This is a genomic window from Pseudomonas sp. NPDC089401, assembly GCF_044749485.1.
Taxonomy (GTDB): domain Bacteria; phylum Pseudomonadota; class Gammaproteobacteria; order Pseudomonadales; family Pseudomonadaceae; genus Aquipseudomonas.
In genome coordinates this window covers 220,128-245,011 of sequence record NZ_JBIVIA010000005.1, presented here as the reverse complement: position 1 = coordinate 245,011, position 24,884 = coordinate 220,128, and the positions used below count along the sequence as shown (strand labels likewise).

The following is a 24,884-nucleotide window of genomic DNA, read 5'->3' as shown; positions in this document are numbered from 1 at the left end:
GCCGGTGGCATCATCGTGGTTCCGCCACCAGCCCCACCCGTAAACAGGTCAAATGGGCTGGAAGCCCAGCGCGGCGCGGAAACGGTTCTTGATGTAATAACCGTCGCGCGGCGGCAGCACCCGCGGTGGGTTTTCGGCCTTGATCTTCACGGTGGCGAGCTTGACCCCGTCGCGGTTGGCGAAGCGCTCCCGCAGACCGTGCACGCCGTCCATCTCGCGGATCTCATCAGTCCAGGCAAAACCGCAGGTAGCGGCGACCTGGTCGAGCTTGATGCCGAATCCGGCGTGGCTGACTTGCATGCCGGTCTCGCCGAAGTGGCCATTGTCGAGCACCACGATGGTCAGGTTCTGCGGCTGCTGCAGGGACACGGTCGCCAGCGCGCCAAAGCCCATCAGCAATTCGCCGTCACCGGTGATCACCACCACGCTCTTGTCCGGCTGGGCATTGGCCAGGCCCAGGCCGACGGTGATGGCGCTGCCCATGGCGGCCCACAGGTAGTAGTTGTTGTCGTGATCGCCGGCGGCCATCACGTCGTAGGAGGCGGAGCCCAGGCCGGTGACGACCAGCAGGTCGCTACGGTCGGCGAGCAGCGTGCGCACCACTTCGCGGCGGCACAGCACGTGGTTGGCGCTTACTTGACCCATTGCTTTTCTCCGATCAGGCGCTGACCGAGCAGCAGGGCGGTGGCGGCATCGCCGTTGAAGGCCATGGTGGCGGCGCCATGCAGCAGCGGGGCGACGTCTTCTGGCTTGTCGGCGCGCCAGGTCATGACTTTCATGAGGTTCAGCGAGGCTTCGGTGGCCTGGCCCATGGGGTTCTGCCAGGCGTTGAACTCAGCCCAGTCACCGCGCATGGTCACCACCATCAGCAGAGGGAAACCCGCGCAATTCTGCAGGGCGAGGGTATTGATGCAGTTACCGACGCCGCTGGACTGCATCAGCAAGGCGCCACGCTCGCCGCCAAGCCAGGCACCCGCGAGGTAGCCGATGCCTTCTTCTTCAGTGGTCAGGACCACGGCCTTGATATCGGGGTCTTCATAGGACATGCGGATGGCGGCCGAGTGGCCGGCGTCCGGTACGAACACGACATGCTTGACGTCGTGGGCCTTGAGGACGCGGAACACGTCTTCTTGCCAGTGCTGTTCAGCTTCTTGCGATGACATGGGTATCTCCCGGCAGGGCTGCTCTTGTTTTTCCACATCATGGCGAGAGAAGGCCGGGACGACGACTACCGTTTTTTTCTTTGAGATATGCCGCAAAAGCATAGCTTCAGGCGCGAGGCCACGTGTTCGCGGGGTGTGCGACCGTCAGACGCATCACTTGGGGTATGGCTGCGCAGCGGCATGCAGGGTTATAGAAAATCGGCATAGCTGTTAGGCCCGGGTAGCGGTTAGTGAAGTGGCGGGCCAGACGTTAGTTTGAATGCGCGGCTGGGCAGTACCGGCACAGCCGTTCAAAACAACAATAAGACTGAGGGTCGCATCATGTTCATTCGCAAACTGGGCAATCTCGTTTGGCGCTCGATCGAGCGAGAGCAGTCATCTGCAGCCGCTCTGTCCCCTCACAGCCGATTCCGGCTGCTTGCACTGTCCTATCTCGTTCCGTGACGGCCTTGGTGCTGACGGTTTTCCTTACTTGATAAAACAGGTGCTACATGAAATTCAGACTTCCGCTGGCGGGCTGGATACTGCTGGCCATGGCGCTGGGTGTGCTGCTGGGCTATGTCATTTTTCTCACCAGCCCGGACAAAGCCCAGGCGGTGGCGACTGCGGGCTACATTTCCGTCATTTCTGATGTATTTCTGCGTCTGATCAAAATGCTCATAGGGCCGCTGGTGTTTTCCACGCTGGTGGTCGGCATTGCCCACATGGGCGATGCCGGCGCGGTTGGGCGTGTGTTCGGCAAGGCCATGCTGTGGTTCATCAGTGCCTCGCTGCTGTCGCTGGCGGTGGGGTTGATAATGGCCAACCTCCTGCAGCCGGGGCTTCACTTGGCGTTGCCATTGCCTGACATTCACCAGAGCGCTTCGCTTGAGACCTCAGCATTCACGCTCAAGGCCTTTGTCACCCATTTGGTGCCGAGGTCCTTTGCCGAGGCGTTGGCCAACAACGAGATCCTGCAGATCGTGGTGTTCTCGCTGTTCTTCGGCGTATCGCTGGCTGCGCTGGGTGAAAAAGCCAAAGGCCTGGTACGCCTGACGGATGAGCTGGCACAGGCCATGCTGAAGATCACAGGCTACGTGATGAAACTGGCGCCTCTGGCCGTCATGGCCGCCATGGCGTCAACCGTGGCGGTCAATGGCCTGTCGATCCTTGCGACCTTCGCCGTGTTCATGCGCGACTTCTATATGGGCCTGGTGCTGCTGTGGGGCCTGCTTGTGCTGGCGGGCATGCTGTTCCTCGGGCGCCGCGTGTTTGAGCTATTGGCACTGATCAAGGAGGCATTCCTGCTGGCCTTCGCCACCGCAAGTTCCGAGTCCGCCTACCCGAAACTGCTTGCGGCGCTCGATCGCTTCGGTGTGAGCCGGAAGATCTCGAGTTTCATCATGCCCATGGGCTATTCGTTCAACCTGGACGGCTCGATGATGTACTGCACCTTTGCCGTACTGTTCATCGCGCAGGCCTACGGCATCGAAATGACGCTCGGAACACAGATTCTCATGCTGCTGACGCTGATGCTCACCTCCAAAGGACTCGCGGGTGTACCACGTGCGTCATTGGTGGTGATCGCCGCCACGCTGGTGCAGTTCGATATCCCGGAGGCTGGGTTGTTGCTGATCCTGGGTATCGATACCTTCCTCGATATGGGGCGCTCGGCGACAAATGCGGTGGGCAACTCCATTGCCACCGCCGTCGTGGCCAAATGGGAAGGGGAGTTGCGGGTGCCCGGGCTGCAAGAGCCTGGCCTTGGCAAACCGGATGTAGCGGCTGCACCCAGCAGAGCGGACAAGGCTGTTATGAATTGAGTGCAGGCATTGGTCATGCCAGATCAGCGGTGTGGCCAATGCCTCCACCTGCGAATGCTGCAGGTGACTATCTGATATATCCAAATTGTATAGCTGCTGCCCTGGCCGCTGATTAGACTGTCCCGAAAGCGCCGGTTACACGGCGCTGCCTTCCTGTTCGCAATGGTTGACCGATGGACGTAGTGCAACTCAAGACCCTCATCCATGTGGCCGAGCTTGGCAGCTTGAGCAAGGCGTCAGATCGCCTGCACGTGGCGCAACCTGCCTTGAGCCGGCAGATCCGGCAGTTGGAGAAGGAACTGGGCGTCTACCTCTTCGAACGGCACGGCCGCGGCATGGAAATCACCCCTGCCGGGCTCGAGGTGTTGGAGCGTGCCACGCGCATCATGGATGAGCTCGAAGCCATCCGCAGCTCAGTCGCCGGCGGGCGCGCTGCGTTTCGTGGCATGGTCGCCATCGGCACCACGCCGACCATCGCCGAGATCGTCACGGTGCCTTTGGTCAAGCGCATTCGCGACACCCACCCGGACCTGTCCATCCGCTTTTCTTCGGCGTTCAGTGGCTACCTGCTGGACTGGCTGCAGCGTGGCGAGCTGGAACTCGCCATCTCTTATGACCCGCAACCCTTGCATACGCTGCGTATCGAGCCGGTGATGATGGAAAACCTGGTGCTGGTCGGCCCACCCGATGCAGGTCTGGACCGCGATACCGCTGTGCATTTCGCCGAACTGGCTGACGAGCAGATGGTGCTGCCAAGCCCGCGCCACGGCTTGCGCAAGATCATGGACCAGTGCGCGCTGGAGCGCGGGTTCAAGATCACCACCAGCGTCGAGGCCGACTCCTTCGGTGCCATGATCGACCTCGTGCGTAACGGGTTCGGTTTCACGGCTTTGCCCTTGGCGTCGATCTACGCGCAGTTGAAGGACGGCACCTTGTGCGCCGCGCCACTGATCGACCCGACTCCCATGCGCAAGCTGGTGCTGGTGTCCCCGGCAGACCGGCACGTCAGCCCGGCCACGCGTTACGTTGGCCAGACGTTCGTCGAGATTGCCTCGGAGTTGGTGGAGCAGGGGATCTGGGCCGGGCATATGCTCTGAGCCGTCACGCCTGAGCTATTCAATCGCAGCATAACTGCTAGAGCGCTTGCGGTCTGGCCGCTGTCAGGGCGAGGGCGTAGCTTTGCCCGGGAATAAGAGTCAGTGCCCTTTGACTGACTTGTAAAATAATAGATCCCCAAAGGTACCCCAAGATGTGTGTTCCATCGCCTCGTGTTCTGCCGTCCTCCTCATTCATACCTGCAACGACTCCCAGCCAGTAATCCGACGCCGCTGTTCCTTTCTTGCGTTCGCCCTGAATCTGGAGTCACCCCATGCACGCCAACAACAATAATGCTGCTTCGCCCGACATCCGTAACCTGACCAACCGCCAACGCATCCGCGCCATTCTCGGCGCCTGCTCCGGCAATCTGGTGGAGTGGTACGACTTCTTCATCTACGCCTATACCTCGATCTACTTCGCTGCGCTGTTCTTCCCGCAAGGCGACCAGACCACGCAACTGCTCGCCACGGCAGGCATCTTCGCCGTCGGCTTTTTCATGCGCCCGCTGGGCGGATGGATCTTTGGCTACCTGGCCGACACCCGCGGCCGGCGATTCTCCATGATCATCTCGGTGTTCCTGATGTGCGGCGGCTCGCTGATGATCGCCGTATTGCCGACCTATGAAAGCGTCGGCATGGCCGCCCCGGTGCTCCTGCTTATCGCCCGCTTGATGCAGGGGCTTTCGGTCGGCGCCGAATACGGCACTGGCGCAACCTACATCAGCGAAGTGTCGAGCACTGGCAAGCGCTGCTTCTTCGGCTCGTTCCAGTACTTCACCATCATTGCCGGCCAGTTGCTGGCATTACTGACCGTGGTGGTGCTGCAGAATGTGCTGGCGCTGGACGAGCTGAAGGCCTGGGGCTGGCGAATCCCGTTCCTGATCGGCGCGGTGAGTGCGCTGGTAGTGGTGTACCTGCGCCGCTCGATGCTGGAAACCGCCCATGCCGAGGACAGCCAGCACAAAGAGGCCGGGTCGATCAAAGCCTTGATGCGTCACAAGAAGGCGGTGTTGCTGACCATGGCGATCACGGCAGGCTGCTCGCTGCACTTCTATACGTTCTCGACCTACATGCAGAAGTACCTGGTGGTCTCCGCAGGCTTCGACCCCGCCACCGTCAGTTTCATCATGACCGCAGCGCTGATCGTGTTCATGTGCCTGCAGCCGGTCTACGGGATGCTGGCTGACCGGATCGGCTCGCGCAACAGCATGATCGCATTCGGTGTGCTTTCCAGTGTGTTCATCGTGCCATTGCTGAGCGGGCTGAAGAACGTCAGTAACCCCTACGAGGCCTTTGCGCTGGTCATGGGCGGGTTGCTGATCGCCGCGTTCTACACGCCAGTGACCGGCGTGCTGAAAGCCGACCTGTACCCGGCCACGGTGCGTGCGCTCGGTGTTGGCTTGCCTTATGCGATTGGCAATGCCTTGTGCGGCGGCACGGCCGAGTACGTCGCGTTGATGTTGCGAGGCGCCGGTGTCGAGTCGATTTTCTATTACTACGTTGCCGCCATGAGCGCGATCACCTTGCTGGCTGCGGTGCTCATGCCCGATCTGCGCAAGCACGGCTATCTTGACGGTTCCGGTGCGGTCGAAGAAAACACCGGCTGGCGCTCGAGCCCGGACTATACGACCGCCCGTCACTGACGTCCGCAGGCTTCGGGCAACGGCACGATGGGTTGCCTGAAGCCTTCAATACTGCGTATTCATTAACAACTATCAGTACAGAAAGATGTCGCCCGTGGGCCATTTATCCCGGTCCGGTGCGGAAATAGGCTAACCACCCTTTTCTCAACCGGAGTCATCTGATGAACGCAATGAACCAGAAATTCAGCCATGTCGTGCGGCACCGCCGTTCGATGCGAGAATTTCTGCCCCAGGCGGTACCCGCAGAGTTGCTGCAGAACGTTCTGGAAGAAGCCCAGCAATCTCCCTCAAACTGCAATACCCAGCCTTGGCAGGTTCATATTGTGTCCGGCGCCAAACGTGACGAGCTGGCTGTGGCGCTGATGGCGGCAGATGACGCCGGCCAATTCACGCCCGATTACTATTTTGACATGACGGAGTATCCACAGCTGTATGCCGAGCGAGCTCAGTCGAGTGCCAAAGCTCGCTACGACGCGATCAAGGTTACCCGCGAAGACAGGGAAGGCCGGGCCAAGGCCATGCGTCTGAACCTGGATTTTTTCGGAGCCCCACATGTGGCATTGCTATTTATGCCTGCGCTCGGTGACAGCGTTCGAGTGGCCAGCGACATGGGCATGTACGGCCAGACCTTCTTGCTCTCGTTGACTGCCCACGGCCTGGCAGGCATCCCCCAGACCCTGCTGGGAATGTATGCCGAAACCGTTCGTGAGGTGTTGGGCATCGATCCAGGAATGAAAATGCTGTTTGGTATCTCATTCGGCTACGCTGACCGAACCGCAACTGCCAATGACATGGTGGTGGGCCGTGTTCCGGTCTCGCAGAGCGTCAGCTTCCACGGTTGACCTGGTAAAGCCGACAGCGCTTGACCCACGCTTCGGGCGCTGTTGGCCGGCCAGTAATGACAATTGCCGCAACTTTAGATCAGGCGCGGTCTTGCAATGCCTTGATGTGCTGCCACATCAGCGCCGGATTGGAATACATCGGGAAGTGGCCACAATCGGGGATGCAAGCCAGTTGCACCCCTTGGGCCGCGATGTCGTCCAGATAGGAAAGGTGGGAATTGGTGACGCCGTACATGTACTGGCGCGGGAAAGGCAGCGCCAGGAATTTTTCCATCAGGCCGCCGTTATCCGACAGTTCGACCATGGACTCGAAGATGCCGCGGACCGCCCCGGTGCGCACCTTGTGCGCCAGGCTAGCGGCATAAAGCGCGCTGGCAGGGTCGGCAGCAAGTCGGGTGCGTTCGATGAAGTCGCGGAAGAAGCGTGCATCATCCTCGCGTTTGTGATCGTGGATCTGTCGGCTGAGGAAGCAATCCTCGGGCGCGATGTTGCCCTCGATGTCGACGAAACTCAGCACGCGCTCTGGCGCCGCGTCAGCGAGCATCAGCCCGGTCAGGCCTCCCATGGAGTGACCGACCAGATGGAATTTGTCGATGCCAAAGTGGGCAAGTACGGCCTGGGCAGTCTTCACCAGCAAGGGGATGTTGATGCGGGAGAGATCGCAGCATTCGGTTTCTCCGCAGCCGGGCGCATCGTAGGCAATGAAGGGGTGACCTTCGAATGCGGGCTGCAGCGTGATGTCGGCATAGTCTTCTTTGGTCGAACCGAACCCATGCAGGAAGAGGATGGGTGTTTTGGGACCGGATCGATGGATCACTGCCAGATCCAGCAACGTGCCGTCGATGTTCAACGACAATGTCTCGTGAGTGAAGCGAGCAGGGTTTGCCACGGTGGAACTCCTTTTACAGAGGCCTCAATGTCGGTCCGGCCCCGCCTTTTGTAAAATACGAAGCCGCGAACCCAGTCATATGCCCAGCCTATGATGGAAAAATCTGTTTGGCTTGGTCGATCATCGCATCCACCAGCGGGTTACGGTTGACCCCATGCCATGCCATAGCGGTGGTGACAACCTTCACTTCCGGCTGCAAAGGCCGCACCAGCACATTTTCCGGCGCCAGTTTGTCCATGGACGTCGGCACCAGGGCGATGCCCTGGCCACAACTGACGAACGCCACCTGCGACGAGACCGAGCGGACCTGATGCACGATACGCGGTGCGAAGCCGCTGGCTTTGCATAGCCCCACCAGATAATCGAAATACACAGGGCTTACATCTCTTGAGGCCATCACCAACGTTTCATCGGCAAGCGTCTTCAGGTCGATGGCTTCACTGGCGGCAAGAGGGTGGTCCATGGGCATCGCGACGGCCAGGCGGTCCTCTGACAGAGGCATCGACTGCAGGTGCCGGCCAATGTTGCCTTCAAGGCGCGCAAACGCGATGTCGATATCGCCGGCCTCGAGCGCCGGAATCGCCTCCGCGCTGTCGATCTCCCGAACCGAAACCGTGATCAACGGGTGGTCCTGCTTGAAGCGCTCGATCAGTTGGGGCAGCACATCGATCATGGCCGATGTGATCGCCCCGATGGTCAGCACACCGGCGTGACCGGTCACGGCTTCGTGGACCGCCAACTCCAGGCGCTCCAATTGATCCGCAAACTTTCGCACTGCCGGGAGGATTGCAGCGCCGGCGGCAGTGAGCTGAGCGCCACGGCGCGAGCGGGTGAACAGTTGCACGCGGAGGGACTGTTCGAGCGCCTGGATTTGCTCGGTCAACGGTGGCTGCGACATGCCCAGTCGCTTGGCTGCGCGGCTGAAGTTCTGGTCCTCGGCAACTGCCAGGAACAGCCAGAGGTGGCGTATCAAGCGAAAGTTGATCACAGCACGCTTCCATAGGTTTGGGGTATGACAAGCTTAGCTTCTTCGTAATATACGTATCAAATCTCGGCGCAGATACTCAAGCCTCACCTACAAGAGGCCTGCAACCGATGAGCTTGAAAGCCCCGCTTGATCGCCTGGCTGCGCTCGATACCAACACGGTGTCGGACGCGCTGGACTTCCTCCAGCTGCCGGGTGCCACCAACGGCCTGATGCCGCTCTGGAACTGCCCGAAGATTGTTGGCCGCGCCAGTACTGTGCAGCTGGGGCCAAAGCAGGACGTGGCGCCCACCGTGCACCTGATTACCCCGGTCGTGGAGCAGATCACCACCGATGACCGCGTGCTGGTGATCGCCGGTGGTGTCGACGGTATCTCCAGCTGGGGCGACATCCTCGCCAACGCAGCCCAGCGCAAAGGCATTCGTGGCTCGATCATCGATGGCTTCAGTCGCGACATCCGCGGCAGCGCCGATATTGGCTACCCGGTTTTCGGCCGCGGCGTGACCATGATCAGCGCACGCAACCGGCTCATCCAGATCGACGCGGCCGTGAAAGTTCGCATGGCCGGCGTTGAGGTCGAGGAGGGCGACTACGTGATCGCCGATGAATGCGGCACGGTTTTTGTCCCAGCCCACGCTATCGAAAAGGTGCTCGACCTGGCCGAGCGTATCGATCGCCGCCAGGCCGGCATGGTCGACGCCGTCCGTGCGGGCCGCTCGGTCGAGGACGTGATGCACGACAGCCAATTCGAAGCCATCAAGGTGGAGCACTGATATGAGCCTTTCCGATAAAGATCTCGTCGCCTTGTTCGAAGGCCTGGATACCCCAGGTGTGTCCGATGCGATGGACAAGCTGGGCCTTCCAGGCCAGGCCTTCGGTATCGCGCCACTGGCCAACTACAGCCAGGTCGTGGTCGGCCCGGCCTTCACCGTTCAGTACGTCAGTGCGAGCACGCCGCCCGGCACTGTGGGCGACTTCATTGATGAAGTAGCACCCGGTGACGTCGTGGTCATTGCCAACGGCGGCCGTACCGATTGCACGGTGTGGGGCGACATCATGACCCAGTACGCCCTGGCTCGCGGTATCGCCGGCACGGTCATTGATGGCGTCTGCCGCGATGTGAACAAGGCGCTGGGCGAAGGCTACCCGCTGTTCAGCAAGGGCCGCTTCATGCGTACCGGCAAGGACCGCGTGGAAGTCGTGGCCGTCAACCAGCCGGTATCGGTTGGTCAAGCCCGGGTGTGTGCCCGCGACATCGTCGTGGCTGACGCCAATGGCGTCGTCATCGTCCCGCGTGATCGTGCCCGGGAAGTCGCTGAAACAGCACGGCGTATCGAACACGTCGAAGCGCAGATCCGCGAACAGATCGCCACTGGCATGAGCCTCAAACAAGCCCGTGCCGCCCTCGGTTACCACGCCCTGCAGAGCAAACAACCATGAGCCTTCCACACGACTATCAGAACATCGCAAAAGTCCTCGGCACTTCCACCCTGTACGAGGCCTCTGGGCTGCCGTGCGCGGTCGATCGCGAAATTCGCGCGGTCTGGAAAGGCGCGTTCATCGCCGCCCCGGCATTCCCGCTGCAATGCTCGCCAGGTGACAACCTGGGCCTGCACCTGGCTGTGGCGAAAGCGCCGCGCGGTAGCGTCCTGGTCTGTGATACGGCCGACTTCGTCGCCGGCTACTGGGGTGAAGTGCTCACTGTTGCGGCTGAAACCGCAGGCATTGTCGGCCTGGTGACCAACGGCGGCGTGCGCGATATCGCCGCGCTTGAAGCCCACGGCTTCCCGGTGTTTGCGCGGGGCATCTCGGTCAAAGGTACCGTCAAGGCGACCACCCCTTCGGTAGGCAAGTCTTTCGACTTCAGCGGTGCGCAAGTCAGCGTCGGCGATCTGGTAGTTGCGGACGAGGACGGCGTCATCATCATCCCGGCCGATGCCGTTGAAAGCACGCTACGCGAAGGCCAGAAGCGCGCTGACAAAGAGGCCGTGTTCATGGCCAAGCTGCGCGAAGGTCAAACCACCATGGACCTGATGGGCCTTTCCCACCCGGAGGAGCACGCGTGAGCCTGGAAACGCTGAACCGTCGCCTGGAGGCTGCCAAGCCTTCGGCAACCTACAAGATCATCGACCGCGTCGCGGCGCGCCGCGCAGAAGGGGCGAAGATCATTTCGCTCTGTGCAGGCGAGCCTGACTTCGATACGCCGGAGCACATCCGTGCTGCCGCCATCAGTGCGATCAACAATGGCCACACGCGATACACCCAGGTGGCTGGCCTTCGGGCTTTGCGTGAAGCCATTGCCCGCAAGTACCAGCGTGAAAATGGCCTGGATGTCAGCTGGCAGGACACGCTGGTGTGCAGCGGTGGCAAGCAGGTGATCTTCAATGCCTTGGCCGCAACCTTGAACGACGGCGACGAAGTGGTCATTCCTGCGCCGTACTGGGTCAGCTATCCAGAAATGGTCGAGCTGTGCGGTGGCGAGTCGCGGATTGTTGCCTGTGGCGCCGCGTCGAGCTTCAAGCTGACCCCGCAAGCGTTGGCCGAAGCCATCGGGCCGAAAACCCGCTGGCTGATTTTGAACTCGCCGTCCAACCCCACGGGCGCCGTGTACGACCGCGACGAGTTGCTGGCGCTGGCCGAGGTGTTGCTGGCTCACCCGCAGGTACTGATTCTGGCGGACGACATCTATGAGCACCTGATTTTCGACGGCCGTGAGTTCCTCACGCTTGCCCAGGTCGAGCCACGACTGGCGGCACGGACACTGACCATGAACGGCGTGTCGAAAGCCTATGCCATGACCGGCTGGCGCATCGGGTTCGCCACGGGCCCTCGCTGGCTGCTCGAGGCCATGGAAAAGCTGCAAGGTCAGCAGACCTCGGGCGCCTGTTCCATCTCGCAGCACGCTGCAATCGCTGCCCTGGACGGTCCGAAGGACTTCATCGCGCACAGCCGCGAAGTCTTCCAGCGGCGCCGCGATTTCATGGTCGAACTGCTCAACCAGGCGCCGGGTATCAACTGCGAAGTCCCGGGCGGTGCCTTCTACGCTTTTGCTGACTGCTCTGGGTTGATCGGCAAGCGCTCGCCGGGCGGCAGTGATCTCGTTGACGATGAGGCGGTGGCGATGGCATTGCTTGAAGAAGCCAACGTGGCGGTTGTGCAAGGTAGTGCGTTTGGCCTGCCAGGCTACCTGCGAATCGCCTATGCGCTCGATGATGAGTCGCTTCGCGCTGCCTGTCAGGCGATTCACCTCTTCTGCAAAAGTGCTCAGTAACCTTGCCTGATTCTGCCTCAGGTATCCCACGCTGTTGTGGGGTACTTGGGGTTGTCTCCACTCTACGATTGCCCTGATGCTTGATCGCCTGCGTTCCATGGAAGTGTTCATAGCTGCGGCTACGGCCGGCTCATTTGCAGCTGCTGCGGTGCAGTTGGGTATGTCCGCGCAGATGGTGGCCCGGCATGTTCAGGCGCTGGAGGATCGGCTGCAGGTACGGCTCATCAACCGGACCACGCGCAAGCAGAGCCTGACCGAAACTGGCCACCTGTATCTTATGCGGTGCAAGGCAGCGCTGGCTGCCGTGGATGCTGCCGACCTGCTAGCCATGGAAGCACACGATCAACCCCATGGGCGGTTGCGCGTCAGTGCGCCGCATCAGTTCGGCTCGCACAGCCTGATCAGGTTCGTCGCCGGGTTCATGCAGCGATACCCGAACATCGAGATCGACCTCAACCTCTCCGACCGATCTGTAAATATCATCGAAGAGGGCTACGAGGTGGTCGTGCGCATCGGGGATCCTGGTATTGGTGACAGCAGCAGTCTGGTCGCAAGGCCGCTTGGCCGTTATCAGATGTACGTCTGTGCGTCCCCAGAGTACCTGGAGCGTCACGGTGCACTTGCTCACCCAAGTGATCTGCAGCATCACCAGTGCCTGGGTTATGTGTTCTGGGATCGGGCAGTAGATGAACAATGGCTGTTCACTAAAGGCAGCGAACAACTCAGCGTTCGCGTGGCGGGGCGGCTTCAGGTAAATGACGCAGTCGCACAGCTCAACGCGGCACGTGCCGGCGTGGGTATCTTGTTGGGCGCCGAGGACCTGGTCCGCAGCAGCCTGAATTCGGGAGAACTGGTTCAGATCCTCCCTGACTACAGCGCCCCCTCCAAGCCAATGCATCTGATCTACCCGGCGGACAGGCAGCGCAGCGTCAAGTTGCGGCGGTTCATTGATGAGGCGATGATCGAATTTACTGCGCCAGGGCCCAGCTGAGGGGCCCTGGCAGTAAGCACCTGAGCTTGCATTTGCGTTCAGCCAAGCTCGCGTTTGAGCACGTCAGCGTCTAATGCACCATCCCACCGCGCGATAAATAGTGTGGCAACACCGTTGCCAATCACGTTGATCAAGGCGCCGCCCTCAGAGATGAAACGGTAGACGCCCAGCACCAGGACCAGGCCGGCGGCGGGGATGACGTCCAGCGAGCCGAGTGTCGCCGCCAAGGTAATGAATGCCCCTCCGGTGACACTGGCCGCGCCCTTGGAGGTCAGCAACAGGATCAACAGCAAGGTCACCTGGTGGTACAGCGAGACGTCGATGTCCAGCGCCTGGGCGATGAAGATCGCCAGCACGGTCATGTTGATGCAGCTGCCGTCGAGGTTGAAGCAGTAGCCCGAAGGCACCACCAGGCCTACGGTGGACTTCTCGCAGCCGAGCTTCTCCAGCTTGCCCATCAGCCTCGGCAGGGCCGATTCCGACGAGGAGGTGCCGAGTACCAGCACCAGTTCTTCGCGGGTGTACTTGAGGAACTTCCACAGGCTGAACCCGGCCAGGCGGGCGACCAGGTTCAACACCACGAAGACGAACGCCAGCCCGGTCAGGTAGTAGCACAGCAGCAGGTGGCCATAGGCACCGAGTGACTGCACGCCGTATTTGCCGACAGTGAAGGCCATGCCGCCGAAGGCGCCCAGTGGCGCCACGTACATGACGATCTTGAGCATGCGGAAGAACGCCTTGGCGACCAGATCGATGGTGTCCAGCAGGGGTTTGCCGACATCGCCCAGCAACTGCAGGCCGAAGGCGAACAGCACGGAGATGAACAGCACCTGGAGGATGTCACCCTCGCTGAACGCGCCGAATACCGTGGTCGGTACGATATGGGTCAGGAAGCCGACCACGCTCTGGTCGTGGGCCGCCTTGCTGTAGCCGGCAATCGCGCTGGCGTCGAGGGTGGCCGGGTCGATGTGCATGCCCGCACCCGGCTTGAGCAGGTTGACCCCGACCAGGCCGATGACCAGGGCGATGGTGGTCAGCACCTCGAAATACACCAGCGCCTTGAAGCCGATGCGGCCAATGCGTTTGAGGCTCTGCATGCCGGCGATGCCGCTGACTACCGTGCAGAAGATGATCGGGGCGATGAGCATCTTGATCAGCTTGATGAAGGTGTCGCCCAGTGGCTTCATCTGCTCGCCCAGGCCGGGGCTGAAGTGGCCGAGCAGGATGCCCAGGGCGATGGCGGCCAGCACTTGCACGTACAGGTGCTGGTAGAACGGTTTGCGGCGGATCGCCGGCAGGTCGTGCGTAGAGCTGATTGTTGTTGTCATGGTGCTCTGCCTTTGTTGATTTCTGAGCCTGCGGTGGTCAAGAAACCAGGTTGATCGGCTGCCCCTTGGCGAATGCCTCGATATTGGCCAGCAGCACTTGCTTCAGGCGCGCCACGCTGCTCTGGCTGGCCCAGGCCACATGCGGGGTGATCAGCAGATTGGGCAGCCCGGCCTGCAGCAGCGGGTGGTCGGCACGCGGTGGTTCGCCGTCCAGCACATCGAGTGCGGCACCGCCCAGGTGGCCATCGAGCAAGGCGGCGAGCAGGGCGTGTTCATCCACCAGTGGCCCGCGGGCGGTGTTGATCAGCAGTGCACCGGGCTTCATCCGCGCCAGTTGCGCTGCGCCGATCAGGTGGCGGGTGCGCGGGGTCAGCGGGCAGTGCAGGGTGATGGCGTCGGCCTGCTCCAGCAGGCTGTCGAAGGCGACGTAGCCCTCGCGCACGCAGCTGGCGCCCTGGTGTTCGGCGAACAGCACCTTCATCTCCAAGGCCTTGGCCAGGCGCGCGACCCGGCTGCCGATATCGCCGCGGCCAACGATGCCCAGGGTCATGCCCTGGATGTCGTCGATCGGTGCCTGGTGCACGCAGAAGTGGCTGGAGGTTGGCCAGGCGCTGACGGCTGCCTGGCGATAGGCGAACAGATGCCGGCGCAAGGCGAACAGCGAGGCGATCACCGACTCGGCCACGCTGACGGCCGAATAGGCCGGCACGTTGCACACGCTGATGCCAAGGTCGCGGCAGGCGGCGAGGTCGATGCAGTCGTAACCGGTGGCGGCCACGCAGATCAGTTTCAACGTCGTGAGTTGCTCAAGCTGCGCGCGCTCCAGGCGGACCTTGTTGGTGATCGCCACCTCGGCGTTGGCCAGGGCGCCGAGCACTTCTTGCGGTGTGGTGCTGGGGCGGATTTCGAAGCGAGTGGCCTGGGCGGGACGATTCAAGGGCGCAGGCAGGCTCGCACCGTCGAGAAAAACGATGTTCATGGGTCACCTCGGTTGAGTGGTCAGGCAGGCAGTTGTTCGGCGATCTCGATCAGGTTCAGGTCCGGGTCGCGCAGGTACACCGAGCGGATCGGGCCGGTGGCACCGGTGCGTTGCACCGGCCCTTCGACGATGGGCCAGTGCACCTTGTGCAGGTGGGCGATCACGGCCTCGAGGGGGATGCTGGCGATGAAGCACAGGTCCAGCGCGCCGGGCACCGGCAAGTGGGCCTTGGGCTCGAACTCATGGCCGCGCACATGCACGTTGATCTTCTGGTTGCCGAAACGGAACGCCAGGCGGCCGGCGCCGAAGGTTTCCGGCTGCATGCCCAGCACGCGGGTGTAGAAGTCGCGGCAGGCGTCGACATCGAGGGTGGTGAGTACCAGGTGGTCCAGGTGGTCGATCATTGGGCGGCCTCCGCGTGGTTCGATACCACTTGCTTGCTGAGCGTATGCACGTGTTCGGGGATGGGGTGCAGGTCCAGGCGCTTGCCGGCCTTGAGGATCTGGCTGGGCGTGCCGTGGCCGATCAGCCCGGGCAGGCGCGCCGAGGCTGCCAACACCTGGTCCAGGTCTACACCGGTGTCGTAGCCCATCAGGTCCAGCATGTGCAACAGGTCTTCGGTGCAGACGTTGCCACTGGCACCGGGTGCATACGGGCAACCACCCAGGCCGCCGAGCGAGGCGTCGAAGCGCTCGACCCCGGCCTGCAGCGCGGCCACGGTGTTGGCCAGGGCCATGCCGCGGGTGTTGTGGAGGTGCAGGGTGACCTGCAGTTCGGGGAAGCGTTCGAGCACCCTGGCGCTCAGCTGTTGAACCTGGCTGGGGAAGGCCATGCCGGTGGTGTCGCACAGGGTGACGCCGCGAACACCCAGGTGGGCGAAGCGGTCGACCCAGCCGAGCACTTCGTCATCGTCGACGTCGCCTTGCATCGGGCAGCCGAACACGGTCGACAGCGAGACATTGATAGCCACGTCGCTGTGGCCGATCACACTGACCACCTCGTGCAACTGGGCGAAGGATTGCTCGCGGGTCATGCGGAGGTTGGAGCGGTTGTGTGGCTCGCTCACCGACATCACCAGGTTGGCTTCGTCGATGCCGCAGCCCAGGGCGCGTTCGGCGCCACGCACGTTGGGCACCAGCACGGTGTATTCGACGCCGGGCTGGCGGGTGATGCCGCGCATCACCGCCTCGGCATCACGCAGCGCCGGGATGGCCTTGGGCGAGGTGAAGGAGGTGACCTCGACTTTGGCAAAGCCGCACAGGCTCAGGGCATCGACCATGGCGATCTTGTCGGCGGTGTCGATGAAGGTGGCTTCGTTCTGGAAGCCGTCGCGGGTGGCGACTTCCTGCAGATACAGGCGTTTCATGGTGAGTGCCTCCTGTTCAGATGATGCCGCGGCTGCGCCACAGCGTGCGGGTGTCGGCGTCGAACCCGAGGGCCTCGAGCACGCGGTCGGTGTGCTCGCCGAGCTTCGGTGCCGGGCTGCGCACCTGGCCGGGGGTGGCCTGCAGCTTCGGTACGATGCCGGGCAGGGTCACCGGGGTACCGTCGTCCAGTTGGGCGCTGAGCAGCATGTCGCGGGCCTGGTAATGCGGGTCGCTGGCGATGTCCTGGGCGTCGTAGATCTTGCCGGCGGGGATGCGCGCATCGTTCAGCGCCGCCAGCACGTCGTCGAGCGGGCGCTCGGCAGTCCAGGCCGAGATCGCCGCGTCGATGCGCGCCACGTGGCGTACGCGGCCGTCGTTGTGGGCCAGGGCTGGGTCATTGGCCAGGTCGAGGCGGTCGATCTTCTCCATCAGGCGCCGGTAGATGCTGTCGCCATTGCCGGCAATCAGCGCGTACTTGCCGCACTGGCAGCGGTAGGCGTTGGTCGGCGCGATGCCCGGCAGGCTGCTGCCGGCCGGCTGGCGCACGGTCTGGAACACCGAAAACTCGGGCAGCAGGCTTTCCATCATGTTGAACACTGACTCGTACAGCGCCACGTCCACCTGCTGGCCTTCGCCGTTGTTCTGCTCGCGGTGACGCAGGGCCAGGAGCACGCCGATCACGCCGTGCAAGGCCGACAGCGAGTCACCGATGGACACGCCGACCCGCACCGGCGTGCGCCCGGGCTCCCCGGACAGGTGCCGCAGGCCGCCCATGGCTTCGCCGATCACACCGAAACCGGGGCGGTCGCGGTAGGGGCCGGTCTGGCCGTAGCCCGATACCCGCAGCATGATCAGCCGTGGGTTGAGTGCATGCAGGGCGTCCCAGCCAAGGCCCCAGTTTTCCAGGGTGCCAGGGCGGAAGTTCTCGATCAGGATGTCGGCGTCGGTCAACAGCCGTCTGGCCACCTCGCGCGCCTCGGGCTGGCGCAGGTCGAGGGTCACCGACTGTTTGTTGCGCGATTGCGCGGCCCACCACACCGAGGTGCCCTCGTGCAGCAGGCGCCATTTACGCAGCGGGTCGCCGGTGGTGGGGGGTTCGATCTTGATCACCTCGGCGCCGAATTCGGCAAGCATCTTGGCGGCGAACGGCCCGGCGATCAGCTGGCCCATCTCGACGACCTTGATGCCTTGCAAGGGCAGGGTCATGGCGTTATCCGCTCTTGTGGTTTGTCGTGTTGCGATAGTCACCGTTAGCCGGCGCTATGAAAATTGGCAATTTCTCCATTACCCTTTCGAAAACTGAAAGGCGGGGGCTTTAATTTGAACCTTCTTCATATGGATCTACTGTCGTTGCGCCTGCTGCTGTTCGTGGCGGAAACACGCAATCTCACCCAGGCGGCGCGAATGGCCAACATGTCGCTGTCCACGGCCAGCAAGCGCCTTGCCGAGCTGGAACGGCTGACTGAATGCGTGTTGCTCGACCGCCGTCCCCGCGGTGTTGAACTGACGCCCGCAGGCCGTGGCATGACCGAGCATGCCCGCCACATCGTCGACGGCATCAACCGCATGGCGTGCGATGCCAGTGACTACGCCATGGGCGCTCGCGGGCACGTGCGCCTTACGGCCAATACCTCGGCAGTCATTCAGTTCCTGCCACAGGATCTGTCGGTCTACCTGGCCTCCAACCCGTTTGTCAGAATCGGCATGGAGGAGGCACTGAGCGACGACATCGTGCAGGCGCTCATCCATGGGCGGGCGGATATCGGCATCTTTGCCGACAATGTGGCGTCAGAAGGGATCTGCAAACACCCTTATCGCACGGATCAGCTGGCGCTGCTGGTGCCAGCAGGGCACCCACTGGCCGGGAACCCGCGCCTTACTCTGGAGCGGGCGCTGGATTATGAGTTCGTCGCGTTGAACCAAGGCAGCTCACTGCTGCGCAGAATCAGTGACGAAGCAGTAGCGCATGGCAAAATACTGAAAGTGCGTATCCAGGTCAGCAGTTTTGACGGTATCTGCCGCATGATTGAAGCTGGGCTCGGCATCGGCATCCTGCCGCTAGGATCGGTGCGCAAGGCACTGTTGGGGCATCAGTTGCACGCGATCATGCTGGAGGGCGACTGGGCACAGCGGACGCTTTATGTCGGGGTTGCCGAGCATGTCGAGCTGGCGCCCGAGGCAAGGAATCTTTTCGAGCACCTGACACGGCTCGGTACTGCGGTCGAAGGATGACCCTGATGGGGGCCGGCCAGGCCGGCTTCTCCAGCACCGTGTCAGACAACGACTGGCTTCAGATCTGCATTTGCATCAGGCACCCCGAGTTAGGCGCACTGGCTAACGTTTCCAGCTGAAGGGCATGGCGGGCACTGGTAATGAACAGGGTGGTGCCATCCTCCCCACCAAAGCACAGATCGGTCGGGCTCGGCACCGGCAATCCGATCATTCGGTCCAGGTTGCCGTCGGCATCGAAACGCGCGAGGCTCCAGCCTTCCAGTTGTGTGGTCCACACCCCCCCTTTGCCATCCAGCGCGAGCCCACCCAGGCTGCCGCCGCCGCGTGGCAGCGAAGCCAGCCGGCGCACGCTGCTGCTTCCCGGTTGCAGTCGCAGGATGTCCCCGGCCTCCGGTGCCAAGGCATACACCGCGCTGCCCTTGGCGTCCCAGCGAAACGCACTGACCGTCTCCGGCAACGACCAGCCATGGCGCAGCTCGCCCTCGGCACTGAGCTCACCGATCAGGCAGCCGTTGCCACTCTTGGCGCAGGCCCACAACGCGCCGGACGGGTGAGTGGCCAAGGCCAGCAGGCGGCTGCCCAGCAGGTCCTGGCGGGGATGCTCGTTGCCTTGCCAGTCGATCAGCGACCAGCCGCCGGCCTGGGCCACCAGCAGGCCGTCGGGGTGCAGTTCCATGGCGCGCACCGGCAGGTCGAGGCGGGTCAGCAGGCGGCTGCTGTGGCCGTCCCAGCAATGAATGGCCGGGGCCAGGGTGTCGGCCCAGTACAGCATGCGCTGGTCCGCGTGCCAGCGAGGGAACGCGCCGTGAAATGCCCAAGGGCCTGGCACCACACCAAGCTCGCCGGTGGCGCGTGGGGCGTTGTCCGGGCGCAGTTGCTCGCCGACCCGGCGCGCCGCGTCGGCCAGTTCCGGGCCGAGCAGGGTCAGCCGCTCCAGCGTCAGGCGGTAAGCCGGCCCGGCCACGCTCAGCGCACCGCGTACCAGGCCCTGCTTGTCGACGATCGGCGCGGCGACGCAGCGGATGCCCAGACGGATTTCCTCGTCGTCCAGGGCGTAGCCGCGCGCCTGGGTGATCTGCAGTTCAGCCAACAGGCGGCGACGATCGGTAATGGTCAGCGGTGTCAGTGGCGTCAGCACCAGGCCCTTGAGGATTTCGTCGCGGGCCGAAGGGGAGAGCGCGGAGAGGATCGCCTTGCCCTGGCCGGTGCAGTACACCGGTTTGCCCTGGCCGAGGCTGGCAGCCGAGCGCTGGGTGTGGGCGCCTTCGCAGCGTTCAAGCGACAGCACCTGGTTGCCATCGAGCACCGCCAGGTAGGAGGTTTCGCCGGTCAGGTCGCGCAGGGCACGCAGCTCGGTGCTGGCGGCAGCCACCAGGTCCGGTTCCAGGTAGGCGTTGCGGACCATCTCCAGGTAATTGAAACCCAGGCGGTAGACCTTGCGTGTCGGGTCGCGGCGAATCATGCCGCGCTCCACCAGGGTGGCGATGATGCGGTACAGGGTGGTGCGCGGCAGCGGCACCTGCTCGGCCAGCTCGGCCTGGCTGATGCCGGTGGCGGTTGCGCCAATGGCCTGGAGCACGTCCAGGGCCTTTTCGAGCGCGGCGGTGCCTTCACCTGTTTTCATTGTTTGATTCCCATCTGTTGGAACTCGGCTGCCTGAGTGCTCATTCTGCCCCTTTTTCTCCCGGTTATCCGCCATAGAATCGGCCTCAGCAGGGCTTTCAGTGAATGCATGTTCCATATGCTGGGAATTTTCCCTGGCCGCCCATCGGATGAACCCGCGAGGAGAACCTACAACAATGTCCGTCATCCACAACTACGCCGATGCCCATGAGAGCGTCTCCGGCAAACAGGTCGTCGTCAGCGACGAAGTACTGGCCAAGCTCGCCACCTGCAGCAGCGGCTCGCTGACCACCCAGCTGTTCAAGCGCGGGTTCCGTCAGCCAGCCCTGGTCGGCCTGCGCGCCATGTGCCCCGATGCCAAGCCATTCGCCGGGCGTGCCTTCACCATGCGCTTCATCCCCGCCCGTGAAGACATCGACACCTACTCGACCATGACCACCAAACCCAACGACGACAACCTGCAATGGGTGGGCGTGGAGCAGATCCAGCCGGGCGACGTGCTGGTGATCGACAGCCGCAACGACCCGGCTGCCGCGTCAGCCGGCAACATCCTCGTGACCCGCCTGCTGGCCCGTGGCGCCAAAGCTATCGTCACCGACGGCGCACTGCGCGACGGCAGCGAGATTGCCGCCATGCGCCTGCCGGCCTATGCCCGTGAGATCACCGCCACTACGCGTATTTCCTATCACCACGTGGCCGACCTGCAGGTACCGATCGGGTGCGCCGGCGTTGCCGTATACCCGGGCGACATCATCGTCGGCGACGCCGACGGCCTGACCGTAGTGCCGGCGCATCTGGCTGAAGAGCTGGCCGAGGTGTGCAGCGTGCAGGACGACATCGAAGGCTACCTGGCCATGCGCATTGCCGCAGGCGAAGCGCTGTGGGGCGTGTACCCGCCGAGCCCTGCGTCGGTGTCCGACTACCACGCCTGGGTCGCCGCCGGGCGCCCGGCCATCCCGTCGATCATCGACCGCGAGGAGGGCTAAGCCATGATCGAGCACAAGCATGCACAACTGATCCGCCGCTATTTCGACGCCTGCAATGAAGGCGACTACGACAAGCTGGTGTCGTGCTTCACCCCGGACGCGGTGCACTACTTCCCCTCGGGGTTGCCGGAAATCCCGTGGCGCACGGCCGACACGATCGCTCGCAAGTGGGTGTGGTGCGTGGAGAACCTTGGCTCGCAGTGGACCATCGAGAAGATCCTGGTCAGCCACGACAGCAACGAGGCGGTAATCGAGTGGACCCACTGGAAGAGCAAGCTGGGTACGGCATTGCGCGGTGATGAGTGGTACGTGTTCGACGAGCAGAGCGGGTTGATCAAGGAAATCCGCGCCTATTACGCGTCGCCGGCCGAGAAGGACGTGTTGATCAACGAACTGGTCGATTTCGACTATGTCGGCCGGGGGTATCACCTGGAGCCGAAGGCGCGTTAAGGCCACTGGCCTCTTCGCGGGTAAACCCGCTCCCACAGGTACTGCACGGCTGCTGAACCCTGTGCTGTCCCTGTGGGAGCGGGCTTGCCCGCGAATGGCCGCACCGCAATTGTTGAAGGAGTTCCTTATGACCACCCCGCAGAACCCGAATTTCGCTGCCATCGACGCAGTCGTCGCCCAAGCGGCCGCCACTGCTGACTTCTGGGCCGATTCCAGCGCCACCCAGCGTGCCACCCTGCTGCGTGGCCTGGCCGATGCCTTGGAACAGCAGCAAGCCGAACTGGTCGCCATCGCCGACCGCGAAAGCGGCCTCGGTGAAGCCCGCCTGAACGGCGAAGTGGCCCGCACTGCCTTCCAGCTGCGCGGCTTCGCCAGCGAAGTGGAAGCTGGTGTGCCATACCGTCAGGTCGATGACCAAGCCATCGCTGGTGCGCCACCTGCCGGCCGTCCACGCCTGACCCGCGTGCAGCGCCCACTGGGTCCGGTGGCGATGTTCTCGGCCAGCAACTTCCCGTTCGCCTTCTCGGTACTGGGCGGCGATACCGCCTCGGCCCTGGCCGCCGGTTGCCCGGTGGTGATCAAGCCGCACTCCGGTCACCCGCAACTTTCCCGCGCAGTGTTCGCCCTGACCGCAGGCGTTGTTCACGCCCAGGGCCTGCCGGCAGGCCTGCTGACCCTGGCCGAAGCGCCCAATCGTGCCGCCGGCACCTACCTGGTCCAGCACCCGTCAATCGCTGCCGTGGCCTTCACCGGCTCCTACCAGGGTGGTAAAGCCCTGTGGCAGGCCGCCAATGACCGTGAACGTCCGGTGCCGTTCTTCGGCGAGCTGGGTTCGATCAACCCGCTGGTGGCCTTGCCGTCGGTGCTGGAAAAAGGCAGCGAGGCCCTGGCCAAGACCCTGGCGGGCTCGATCACTCTGGGCTGCGGCCAGTTCTGCACCAGCCCCGGCGTGATCGTGCTGCTCGATTCACCCCACAGTCAGCGTTTCGTCGCCCAGCTGGCCGAGGCCATTGCGCCTATCACCACGCACCGTATGCTGACCCCGGGCATGCAGCAGGGCTTCGAGGCGGCAGCTGCCACGGTCGCTGCCAACGCCGCAGCAGTGTTCGCCCCGCAGGCCGATGGCGCTGGCCCGGCGCCACGGCTGTTCGCCACCGACGCGGCATCGTTCATTGCCAACGCTCACTTGCGTGAAGAAATGTTCGGCCCGGCGGCGCTGATCGTCACCGCGCGTTCCGTGGCCCAGGCGGCCGACGTGCTCGACGCCATCGGCGGCACCCTGACCACTACCCTGTGGGGCCTGGAGGCCGACAACGCCGACAACCGCCAGCTGCTGCGCGCCGCCCAGCGAGTATCCGGGCGCGTGCTGTTCAGCGGCGTGCCGACCGGCGTCGCCGTGTGTCACGCCCAGCAGCACGGCGGACCATGGCCGTCATCCACCGCGCCACAGTCCACCTCGGTCGGCTTTGCCGCCATCGAGCGCTTCCTGCGCCCGGTTGCGCTGCAGGACGCACCGGCCTGGGCATTGGGTTGAGGAGGGCAGGGCGATGATGCGACATATCGTGCTGTTCCGCCGCCTGCCGGGCGTCGAAGCGCAGCCTGAACTGGAGTCGGTGCTGGTGGCGCGAATGCGCGACCTCACTGAAGAAATCGACTTCATCCGCGACTGGCGCGTCGCGGCCAATGAACTGGATCGGCCGATCTGCTGGGACTACATCCTCGAGTCCAGCTTCGACGACGCCGACGCGGTACAGCGTTACCTGCCACACCCGGCGCACCAGGCCCTGGTCGCCGACCTCAAGCAGTACTTCGAGTGGGTGGCGGTGGATTACAGCGTCTGATTGACCCCTGAGGCACCTGGCCCTCTGCGGGGGCCAGGCGTTAATAACAAAAAAGATCCGGCATCACAGGTGCCGGGCGGAGTCGTACATGAACAAGAAAAACAACTACCGCTGGACGATCCTGACCATGTTGTTCCTGGCCATGATCATCAACTATGTCGATCGCGCTGCCCTGTCGATCGCCATGCCGTTCATTACCCAGGAGTACCACCTCACACCCGCCGAGAAGGGCATGATCTTCAGCAGCTTCTTCTTCGGCTATGCGCTGTTCTGCTTCGTCGGTGGTTACCTGGCCGACCGCTTCGGGCCCAAACGTGTGCTGACCTGGTCGATGAGCTTCTGGTCGCTGCTGTGCGGTTCTACCGCGCTGGCCTTCAACTTCTGGTCACTGCTGATCGTGCGCGCGCTATTCGGCGTCGGCGAAGGCCCGGTTTCGACCACCGCCAACAAGACCGTCAACAGCTGGTTCCCGATCAAGGAGCGCGCCCGCGCCATCGGCATCAACCAGGCCGGCGGCCCGCTGGGCGGCGCCCTGGCGGGTCCGATCGTGGGTTTTCTCGCCCTGTGGCTGGGCTGGCGCGTGGCCTTCGTGGTGATCGCTGTCATCGGCGTGCTGTGGGCCATCGCCTGGTACCGCCTGGCGGCCTCGACGCCCAAGGAGCACCCGCAGGTGTCGGCCGAAGAGCTGGCGCTGATCAACGAGGGCCGTGAAGCCCCGGTCACTGCCGTCGCTGACGCTCCGCGCACCCCGGTGCTGCAGATCATCCTGCAGCGTTCGGTCCTGGTCACTGGCGTTTCGCTGTTCTGTTACAACTACATCCTGTACTTCTTCATGACCTGGTTCCCCAGCTACCTGATCGAGGCCAAGGGCATCGACCTCAAGGCCATGAGCATCGTCACCGCACTGCCGTGGCTGGTGGGCACCGTTGGCTTCGTCTGTGGCGGGCTGCTGATCGACTGGGTGTACAAGCGCACCGGCAAGCAGCTGTTCTCGCGCAAGGTCGTGCTAGTCAGTTGCCTGCTGGTGGCTGCGGTGTGCATCGGCCTGACCGGGCAAGTGGAAAGCGTTACCAGCACCGTGGTGGTGATGACCGTGGCCATCGGCTTCCTGATGCTGACCGCGCCCGCCTACTGGTCGCTGATCCAGGACGCCGTGCCGGACCATCAGGTGGGTACCGCCGGTGGCTTCATGCATGGCCTGGCCAACCTGTCTGGCATCGTTGCGCCGACCGTGACCGGCTTCATCATCCAGTCCACCGGCACCTACGGCAGCGGCTTCGGCCTGGCCGCCGGGCTCGGCATCGTCGGTGCGCTGATCGTGGCCTTGTTCGTCGGCCAGAAGCCGGCCCGGCAAGCCAACGTCATCGCCACCGCCTGAACTGACTGCTACCCACG

General features: G+C 63.2%; 25 protein-coding genes. 15 read left to right on the top strand and 10 right to left on the bottom strand.

Annotated elements, in window-relative coordinates:
• Window positions 1-48: 48 nt before the first annotated feature.
• A complete protein-coding gene (locus ACIP21_RS14230) occupies window positions 49-645 on the bottom strand; it encodes a thiamine pyrophosphate-dependent enzyme (RefSeq protein WP_400688417.1) in 597 nt (198 codons plus the stop codon).
• Window positions 633-1,163, bottom strand: coding sequence for a thiamine pyrophosphate-binding protein (locus ACIP21_RS14225; protein WP_400688415.1), 531 nt, complete (start codon window positions 1,161-1,163; stop codon window positions 633-635). Before ACIP21_RS14225 ends, ACIP21_RS14230 begins: the two co-directional genes overlap by 13 nt.
• Window positions 1,164-1,654: 491 nt before the next feature.
• Between ACIP21_RS14225 and ACIP21_RS14220 the strand changes: the two genes are divergently transcribed.
• The 4 genes from ACIP21_RS14220 to ACIP21_RS14205 all read left to right on the top strand — a co-directional run bounded on the left by ACIP21_RS14220 (window position 1,655) and on the right by ACIP21_RS14205 (window position 6,547).
• Window positions 1,655-2,965: a dicarboxylate/amino acid:cation symporter gene (locus tag ACIP21_RS14220; protein WP_400688413.1), complete on the top strand. Its 1,311-nt coding sequence runs from the start codon at window positions 1,655-1,657 to the stop codon at window positions 2,963-2,965.
• 173 nt (window positions 2,966-3,138) lie between these two features.
• Complete coding sequence (locus ACIP21_RS14215) at window positions 3,139-4,062, top strand: LysR family transcriptional regulator (RefSeq protein WP_400688411.1); 924 nt, start codon at window positions 3,139-3,141, stop codon at window positions 4,060-4,062.
• Window positions 4,063-4,334: 272 nt separating this feature from the next.
• The gene (locus ACIP21_RS14210; RefSeq protein WP_400688409.1) at window positions 4,335-5,705 is read left to right on the top strand and encodes an MFS family transporter; all 1,371 of its coding nucleotides are present in this window, start codon (window positions 4,335-4,337) and stop codon (window positions 5,703-5,705) included.
• A 161-nt stretch (window positions 5,706-5,866) separates the two neighbouring features.
• Window positions 5,867-6,547, top strand: a complete 681-nt coding sequence (locus ACIP21_RS14205; protein ID WP_400688407.1) for a nitroreductase — start codon at window positions 5,867-5,869, stop codon at window positions 6,545-6,547.
• A 79-nt stretch (window positions 6,548-6,626) separates the two neighbouring features.
• On the opposite strand, the gene ACIP21_RS14200 is transcribed toward ACIP21_RS14205, so the two are convergent.
• Both ACIP21_RS14200 and ACIP21_RS14195 read right to left on the bottom strand, forming a co-directional pair.
• Complete coding sequence (locus tag ACIP21_RS14200) at window positions 6,627-7,436, bottom strand: alpha/beta fold hydrolase (RefSeq protein WP_400688405.1); 810 nt, start codon at window positions 7,434-7,436, stop codon at window positions 6,627-6,629.
• Between the two features lie 88 nt (window positions 7,437-7,524).
• Window positions 7,525-8,424: a LysR family transcriptional regulator gene (locus ACIP21_RS14195; RefSeq protein WP_400688404.1), complete on the bottom strand. Its 900-nt coding sequence runs from the start codon at window positions 8,422-8,424 to the stop codon at window positions 7,525-7,527.
• Window positions 8,425-8,531: 107 nt separating this feature from the next.
• On the opposite strand from ACIP21_RS14195, the gene ACIP21_RS14190 reads away from it, so the two are divergent.
• The 5 genes from ACIP21_RS14190 (at window position 8,532) to ACIP21_RS14170 (ending at window position 12,683) form a co-directional block, all read left to right on the top strand.
• A complete protein-coding gene (locus ACIP21_RS14190) occupies window positions 8,532-9,194 on the top strand; it encodes an RraA family protein (RefSeq protein ID WP_400688402.1) in 663 nt (220 codons plus the stop codon).
• 1 nt (window position 9,195) lies between these two features.
• Entirely contained in the window at window positions 9,196-9,861 is a 666-nt protein-coding gene (locus ACIP21_RS14185; protein WP_400688400.1) for an RraA family protein, read from the top strand.
• Window positions 9,858-10,487, top strand: a complete 630-nt coding sequence (locus tag ACIP21_RS14180; protein ID WP_400688398.1) for an RraA family protein — start codon at window positions 9,858-9,860, stop codon at window positions 10,485-10,487. The genes ACIP21_RS14185 and ACIP21_RS14180 overlap by 4 nt, the downstream gene beginning before the upstream one ends.
• A complete protein-coding gene (locus ACIP21_RS14175) occupies window positions 10,484-11,692 on the top strand; it encodes a pyridoxal phosphate-dependent aminotransferase (RefSeq protein ID WP_400688396.1) in 1,209 nt (402 codons plus the stop codon). The genes ACIP21_RS14180 and ACIP21_RS14175 overlap by 4 nt, the downstream gene beginning before the upstream one ends.
• Before the next feature lie 76 nt (window positions 11,693-11,768).
• On the top strand, window positions 11,769-12,683 hold the full coding sequence (locus tag ACIP21_RS14170; RefSeq protein ID WP_400688395.1) for a LysR substrate-binding domain-containing protein: 915 nt from the start codon (window positions 11,769-11,771) through the stop codon (window positions 12,681-12,683).
• 38 nt (window positions 12,684-12,721) lie between these two features.
• On the opposite strand, the gene ACIP21_RS14165 is transcribed toward ACIP21_RS14170, so the two are convergent.
• The 5 genes from ACIP21_RS14165 to ACIP21_RS14145 are packed head-to-tail and all read right to left on the bottom strand — an operon-like array spanning window position 12,722 to window position 17,563.
• Entirely contained in the window at window positions 12,722-14,011 is a 1,290-nt protein-coding gene (locus tag ACIP21_RS14165; RefSeq protein ID WP_400688393.1) for a dicarboxylate/amino acid:cation symporter, read from the bottom strand.
• A 37-nt stretch (window positions 14,012-14,048) separates the two neighbouring features.
• Window positions 14,049-14,990, bottom strand: coding sequence for a D-2-hydroxyacid dehydrogenase (locus tag ACIP21_RS14160; RefSeq protein WP_400688391.1), 942 nt, complete (start codon window positions 14,988-14,990; stop codon window positions 14,049-14,051).
• Window positions 14,991-15,010: 20 nt separating this feature from the next.
• Window positions 15,011-15,394, bottom strand: coding sequence for a VOC family protein (locus tag ACIP21_RS14155; protein ID WP_400688389.1), 384 nt, complete (start codon window positions 15,392-15,394; stop codon window positions 15,011-15,013).
• The gene (locus ACIP21_RS14150; RefSeq protein WP_400688387.1) at window positions 15,391-16,356 is read right to left on the bottom strand and encodes a hydroxymethylglutaryl-CoA lyase; all 966 of its coding nucleotides are present in this window, start codon (window positions 16,354-16,356) and stop codon (window positions 15,391-15,393) included. The genes ACIP21_RS14155 and ACIP21_RS14150 overlap by 4 nt, the downstream gene beginning before the upstream one ends.
• 16 nt (window positions 16,357-16,372) lie before the next feature.
• Window positions 16,373-17,563 (bottom strand): CaiB/BaiF CoA transferase family protein, encoded by a 1,191-nt coding sequence (locus ACIP21_RS14145; RefSeq protein WP_400688385.1) that lies wholly within the window; start codon window positions 17,561-17,563, stop codon window positions 16,373-16,375.
• Window positions 17,564-17,692: 129 nt separating this feature from the next.
• Between ACIP21_RS14145 and ACIP21_RS14140 the strand changes: the two genes are divergently transcribed.
• The gene (locus ACIP21_RS14140) at window positions 17,693-18,589 is read left to right on the top strand and encodes a LysR family transcriptional regulator (RefSeq protein ID WP_400688711.1); all 897 of its coding nucleotides are present in this window, start codon (window positions 17,693-17,695) and stop codon (window positions 18,587-18,589) included.
• 58 nt (window positions 18,590-18,647) lie between these two features.
• On the opposite strand, the gene ACIP21_RS14135 is transcribed toward ACIP21_RS14140, so the two are convergent.
• Window positions 18,648-20,213 (bottom strand): IclR family transcriptional regulator C-terminal domain-containing protein, encoded by a 1,566-nt coding sequence (locus ACIP21_RS14135; protein ID WP_400688383.1) that lies wholly within the window; start codon window positions 20,211-20,213, stop codon window positions 18,648-18,650.
• Window positions 20,214-20,388: 175 nt separating this feature from the next.
• Between ACIP21_RS14135 and ACIP21_RS14130 the strand changes: the two genes are divergently transcribed.
• The 5 genes from ACIP21_RS14130 to ACIP21_RS14110 all read left to right on the top strand — a co-directional run bounded on the left by ACIP21_RS14130 (window position 20,389) and on the right by ACIP21_RS14110 (window position 24,867).
• Window positions 20,389-21,198, top strand: coding sequence for a ribonuclease activity regulator RraA (locus ACIP21_RS14130; protein ID WP_103469154.1), 810 nt, complete (start codon window positions 20,389-20,391; stop codon window positions 21,196-21,198).
• A gap of 3 nt (window positions 21,199-21,201) precedes the next feature.
• Window positions 21,202-21,648, top strand: a complete 447-nt coding sequence (locus ACIP21_RS14125; protein ID WP_400688381.1) for a nuclear transport factor 2 family protein — start codon at window positions 21,202-21,204, stop codon at window positions 21,646-21,648.
• Between the two features lie 127 nt (window positions 21,649-21,775).
• Window positions 21,776-23,182: an aldehyde dehydrogenase (NADP(+)) gene (locus ACIP21_RS14120; protein ID WP_400688379.1), complete on the top strand. Its 1,407-nt coding sequence runs from the start codon at window positions 21,776-21,778 to the stop codon at window positions 23,180-23,182.
• A 13-nt stretch (window positions 23,183-23,195) separates the two neighbouring features.
• Complete coding sequence (locus ACIP21_RS14115; RefSeq protein ID WP_027608972.1) at window positions 23,196-23,489, top strand: Dabb family protein; 294 nt, start codon at window positions 23,196-23,198, stop codon at window positions 23,487-23,489.
• A gap of 88 nt (window positions 23,490-23,577) precedes the next feature.
• Window positions 23,578-24,867, top strand: a complete 1,290-nt coding sequence (locus ACIP21_RS14110) for an MFS transporter (RefSeq protein ID WP_400688377.1) — start codon at window positions 23,578-23,580, stop codon at window positions 24,865-24,867.
• Window positions 24,868-24,884 lie beyond the last annotated feature (17 nt).

Excerpts from the sequence above, each read along its gene's own strand:
- ACIP21_RS14230 (WP_400688417.1), bottom strand. The coding sequence starts at position 645 with ATGGGTCAAGTAAGCGCCAACCACGTGCTGTGCCGCCGCGAAGTGGTG.
- ACIP21_RS14225 (WP_400688415.1), bottom strand. The coding sequence starts at position 1,163 with ATGTCATCGCAAGAAGCTGAACAGCACTGGCAAGAAGACGTGTTCCGC.
- ACIP21_RS14220 (WP_400688413.1), top strand. The coding sequence starts at position 1,655 with ATGAAATTCAGACTTCCGCTGGCGGGCTGGATACTGCTGGCCATGGCG.
- ACIP21_RS14215 (WP_400688411.1), top strand. The coding sequence starts at position 3,139 with ATGGACGTAGTGCAACTCAAGACCCTCATCCATGTGGCCGAGCTTGGC.
- ACIP21_RS14210 (WP_400688409.1), top strand. The coding sequence starts at position 4,335 with ATGCACGCCAACAACAATAATGCTGCTTCGCCCGACATCCGTAACCTG.
- ACIP21_RS14205 (WP_400688407.1), top strand. The coding sequence starts at position 5,867 with ATGAACGCAATGAACCAGAAATTCAGCCATGTCGTGCGGCACCGCCGT.
- ACIP21_RS14190 (WP_400688402.1), top strand. The coding sequence starts at position 8,532 with ATGAGCTTGAAAGCCCCGCTTGATCGCCTGGCTGCGCTCGATACCAAC.
- ACIP21_RS14185 (WP_400688400.1), top strand. The coding sequence starts at position 9,196 with ATGAGCCTTTCCGATAAAGATCTCGTCGCCTTGTTCGAAGGCCTGGAT.
- ACIP21_RS14180 (WP_400688398.1), top strand. The coding sequence starts at position 9,858 with ATGAGCCTTCCACACGACTATCAGAACATCGCAAAAGTCCTCGGCACT.
- ACIP21_RS14170 (WP_400688395.1), top strand. The coding sequence starts at position 11,769 with ATGCTTGATCGCCTGCGTTCCATGGAAGTGTTCATAGCTGCGGCTACG.
- ACIP21_RS14165 (WP_400688393.1), bottom strand. The coding sequence starts at position 14,011 with ATGACAACAACAATCAGCTCTACGCACGACCTGCCGGCGATCCGCCGC.
- ACIP21_RS14160 (WP_400688391.1), bottom strand. The coding sequence starts at position 14,990 with ATGAACATCGTTTTTCTCGACGGTGCGAGCCTGCCTGCGCCCTTGAAT.
- ACIP21_RS14155 (WP_400688389.1), bottom strand. The coding sequence starts at position 15,394 with ATGATCGACCACCTGGACCACCTGGTACTCACCACCCTCGATGTCGAC.
- ACIP21_RS14150 (WP_400688387.1), bottom strand. The coding sequence starts at position 16,356 with ATGAAACGCCTGTATCTGCAGGAAGTCGCCACCCGCGACGGCTTCCAG.
- ACIP21_RS14145 (WP_400688385.1), bottom strand. The coding sequence starts at position 17,563 with ATGACCCTGCCCTTGCAAGGCATCAAGGTCGTCGAGATGGGCCAGCTG.
- ACIP21_RS14140 (WP_400688711.1), top strand. The coding sequence starts at position 17,693 with ATGGATCTACTGTCGTTGCGCCTGCTGCTGTTCGTGGCGGAAACACGC.
- ACIP21_RS14135 (WP_400688383.1), bottom strand. The coding sequence starts at position 20,213 with ATGAAAACAGGTGAAGGCACCGCCGCGCTCGAAAAGGCCCTGGACGTG.
- ACIP21_RS14130 (WP_103469154.1), top strand. The coding sequence starts at position 20,389 with ATGTCCGTCATCCACAACTACGCCGATGCCCATGAGAGCGTCTCCGGC.
- ACIP21_RS14125 (WP_400688381.1), top strand. The coding sequence starts at position 21,202 with ATGATCGAGCACAAGCATGCACAACTGATCCGCCGCTATTTCGACGCC.
- ACIP21_RS14120 (WP_400688379.1), top strand. The coding sequence starts at position 21,776 with ATGACCACCCCGCAGAACCCGAATTTCGCTGCCATCGACGCAGTCGTC.
- ACIP21_RS14115 (WP_027608972.1), top strand. The coding sequence starts at position 23,196 with ATGATGCGACATATCGTGCTGTTCCGCCGCCTGCCGGGCGTCGAAGCG.
- ACIP21_RS14110 (WP_400688377.1), top strand. The coding sequence starts at position 23,578 with ATGAACAAGAAAAACAACTACCGCTGGACGATCCTGACCATGTTGTTC.